Origin of the sequence: Bacillus sp. MUM 116 (assembly GCF_001866655.1) — a bacterium.
Taxonomy (GTDB): domain Bacteria; phylum Bacillota; class Bacilli; order Bacillales; family Cytobacillaceae; genus Neobacillus.
On sequence record NZ_MLYR01000166.1, the window covers coordinates 1 to 3,402 of the forward strand.

Consider the following 3,402-nt stretch of genomic DNA (forward strand, 5'->3'; position numbering starts at 1 on the left):
ATCGCGGAGGCCGTGAAATTTGTTGTCACAAACCGATTCATGACAGGAAGCACGATTGAAATTAACGGCGGTCATCCGCTTGTGTGATGAAAGGACCATTCTCTGTATACCGGAGAATGGTTTTTTTCTAAAGGAGAATATACCTTAACATATATATCTAAATATATGTTAATTTTATTATATATGAGTAGTCATATATAATGTTAAAAAATATAATAACGTATGTTTACATAATTATTCGATTATGGAAAATATTCGATTTTGGGAATCCGCGTGCGAGTGATGAAGAGGAAATCACAGCGGCAAAGGCGGTAGAGGCCGATCTGTTCATTACCAAGCTTGCAAATGGCTATCGCACGGAGGTGGAAGAACGAGGGAATATCTTGTCTGTTGGGGAATGACAGCTTCTTTCTTTTGTAAGGACACTTTTGGCTGATCCGAAAATTCTCATCTTTGATGAAGAAACCGTAAGTATTGACACGGAAACAGAAGTAAAAATCCATAAGGCGTTAAAGACGTTATTAAAAGGTAGGACAGTAATTATGATTGCCCACTGACTATCGACCATAAGAGAAGCTGATAATATTATTGTCCTAGACCACGGAAATATTCTGGAGCATGGAAATCATGACCAACTAATAGAAAAAATATGGAGTATACTATGAATTGGTAAAAGCATAATACAAAATGCTAGGTTGTTGAGAACACAGAAAAGGACGGATTAGATGAAATTTGATACCATCAACACTTTTGGAAAGTAGAAACTAAATATTCATAATTGGCCTACTCCTTTACTTAACAAAAATCTACCGGAATTTTCTATTCAATATGTTTCTGAAATGACCGGATTCAACGATCCTTATTACTTTAGCAGATGCTTTAAAAATACTATAAAATCCCACCTTCTAAGATAATTTGACCAAAATCTGAAGAGTTGTTATATGCTTGGATAAGGCATGTTTTGAGTGGGATAAAATGGAGGTTTATTTATGATAAAAGAAGTTTGTGTAGAAAACTTTACGGATGTTCCCAATGTCATTTCAAGAGGGGCCAATCGGATTGAGCTTTGCGATAATCTTGCAATAGGAGGTACTACAGTAAGTCACGGAGTTGCCTCCAAAACCATTTCCTATTGTAAAAGCAATAGGATTAAAGTGATGTCCATGGTTAGACCAAGGGGTGGAAACTTTGTTTATACGAATGAAGAAATCGAAATCATGCTGGAAGAGATTGCTCATTTAAAACAATTGGGGACAGATGGAGTTGTTTTTGGCTGTTTAACCGATTCTGATTGGATTGATGAGCATGCCATGGTTTACTTGTTAACCGAGGCAAAAGGACTGGAAGTCACTTTTCACATGGCATTTGACGAGATTAAGCCCGAAAATCAGTTTGCGGCCATTGATTGGTTAGTAAAAAATGGTGTAAATCGAATCCTGACTCACGGTGGACCGGCTGGATCTCCAATCGAATATAACCTGCATCGGTTAAACAAATATATAGATTATGCAGCAGGAAGAATCATTATCCTGCCAGGGGGTGGAATTAGCAGCAGGAACCTTGATGAAATCACACATAAGATCAATATTAGCGAAGCACATGGAACAAAAATTGTTGGGTAGGCAGAGTTTTTTGATCTAAATTCGAGGTGCAAGCACCCAGCCGGTTTTAAGGAAAGTCCGCTCTTATATCTAATTTTTTCAAAAATTTATTTTTTTAGAAAAGTCATATTGAAAACGCAACCAAAGGGGGCTATTTTAGATAAGACAACTTGCTCTTTTTATTTTTTGAAATAGAGTGGTTCCTAAATATTGATAACTTAAAACCCAAAATAACTTCTAGATGGGGTACCACCACATGCTCATCAAGCTAAGGCAAATCGTTACCTCCAAAACGAAAAAATGCTATTATTTCTATAATATAATGGAAAGGATGGTGTTTTTGTGTGTAGCGAGGTTTCAAATGAATTAACTTTGTTTTCAGGAATTGCAATGATCTTTGTCCTCACAAGCTCTACAACAGCTGGCCAGAAAAGTAGGCTTTGTTCAAAGGACGAGTAAATATCAGCTAAAGATTTAATAGCGTTGTACATGTAGTTAAGTCAAAAAGTAGCGAGTACTCTTCCTTGACTTAGTTATGTAGTTCTTTAGAATCTGCAACGGGTGTCTTGATAAGTCCTTAAGGACTCAACCAAGCTTCTCTGCCCTTTGATGTAGCATAGCTTAATTGGGGTGATTATCGATCGTCTTCTATTATCTTTATATCCCCGAATGTATTTATTTGAACTTTTTCTTCCTTCATGGTTTCATTAACCTGTATGAGCTCTTCATATTGTTTCTTAAAAACTTCAACATCCTCAAGGATAGTTGGCTTTAATGTAACCTCAATACGTTCTTCACTTAAAGGGATGCAAATAGTTTCAATTTGTAAATCCATGGAAATTTCTGGATTTATTATCTTTTTCTCAATGATTAGCTGTTCATGGGTAACAGGGACCATAATTTGCTTCACCTCGGTAAAGGTTTTCTTATATACCCGAACATCTGCTGTCTCAACCCTCTTCTTACTCACCTGCAATTCTTCTTTATGTAGTTTGAGCGTTACTTCTTCATGATGGTCATTTGAATTCTGCTTTTCATACAACTTAATCTCCCTCCATAGGAAATGGTGAAACCACCCTTAACATTGCTTGACGATGTTAAGGTGGTTTTGTCTTTAGCGATGATTTATATCTTCAAAACCTGAATCATCGGAAATGATATCAACATTTCCAGTTGTATTAACATGTGCCTCTTCGTGTTTAAGCGTTTCTTCGATATGCCGAGTTTCCTCAACTTCACGTTTCGCAGCGGAGATCTCCTCAGTTGTTACCGTATATTTGTTTACCTCAACTTCTTCCTGGCTAACTGGAATATGGATAGTTTCCTCGGAGCTGATAGGTTCATCACTTCGTTCGTTATTCAATTTAGTTCTTTTTATCACAACTTCCTCGTGCATGACAGGAACGTCGACCGTTTTTTGTTCTTCCACAACCTCTTTTGAGAGGACTACTTCTCCAACATCGACCTTATTTTTCGTAATGTCTACCTCTTCTTTATGAAGCTGGAGTGCGCCGCTCGTCTGGTTAAATTCATGTCTATCATCATTTTCAACATTTTGAGCTCTGTCATCGCCAAATAACCCTAAAAAGTTGCTCATAAAAACCCCCCTAACAAGTTAATTAAAGACAAGCTTTTATATATTGTGTTTATGAAGGGGATTTATACTTAAAATCATTAGAAAGAAGCTTATGCAAAGGGGATATATAGGCTGGAGATTCTTATTAAAGAAGGTGCCCGATGTAAAATACTTTTTTTTCAGTTCTTTTATTGATTCTTTTATTTTCTTATCAAATAAATACGG

3 protein-coding genes and 1 pseudogene are annotated in these 3,402 nt (G+C 36.5%); 2 read left to right on the forward strand and 2 right to left on the reverse strand.

Annotation, left to right across the window (positions count from 1 at the left end; all coding sequences use genetic code 11):
• Positions 1–238: 238 nt before the first annotated feature.
• Positions 239–681, forward strand: a pseudogene (locus BIV60_RS28945) (ATP-binding cassette domain-containing protein); the annotation flags it as partial.
• Between the two features lie 308 nt (positions 682–989).
• Positions 990–1,622 (forward strand): copper homeostasis protein CutC, encoded by a 633-nt coding sequence (locus BIV60_RS27080; protein ID WP_071358765.1) that lies wholly within the window; start codon positions 990–992, stop codon positions 1,620–1,622.
• Between the two features lie 613 nt (positions 1,623–2,235).
• On the opposite strand, the gene BIV60_RS27085 is transcribed toward BIV60_RS27080, so the two are convergent.
• Together BIV60_RS27085 and BIV60_RS27090 are read right to left on the reverse strand one after the other, a co-directional pair.
• The gene (locus tag BIV60_RS27085) at positions 2,236–2,643 is read right to left on the reverse strand and encodes a YsnF/AvaK domain-containing protein (protein WP_071358766.1); all 408 of its coding nucleotides are present in this window, start codon (positions 2,641–2,643) and stop codon (positions 2,236–2,238) included.
• Positions 2,644–2,715: 72 nt separating this feature from the next.
• Positions 2,716–3,198 (reverse strand): YsnF/AvaK domain-containing protein, encoded by a 483-nt coding sequence (locus BIV60_RS27090; protein WP_071358767.1) that lies wholly within the window; start codon positions 3,196–3,198, stop codon positions 2,716–2,718.
• Positions 3,199–3,402: the final 204 nt, after the last annotated feature.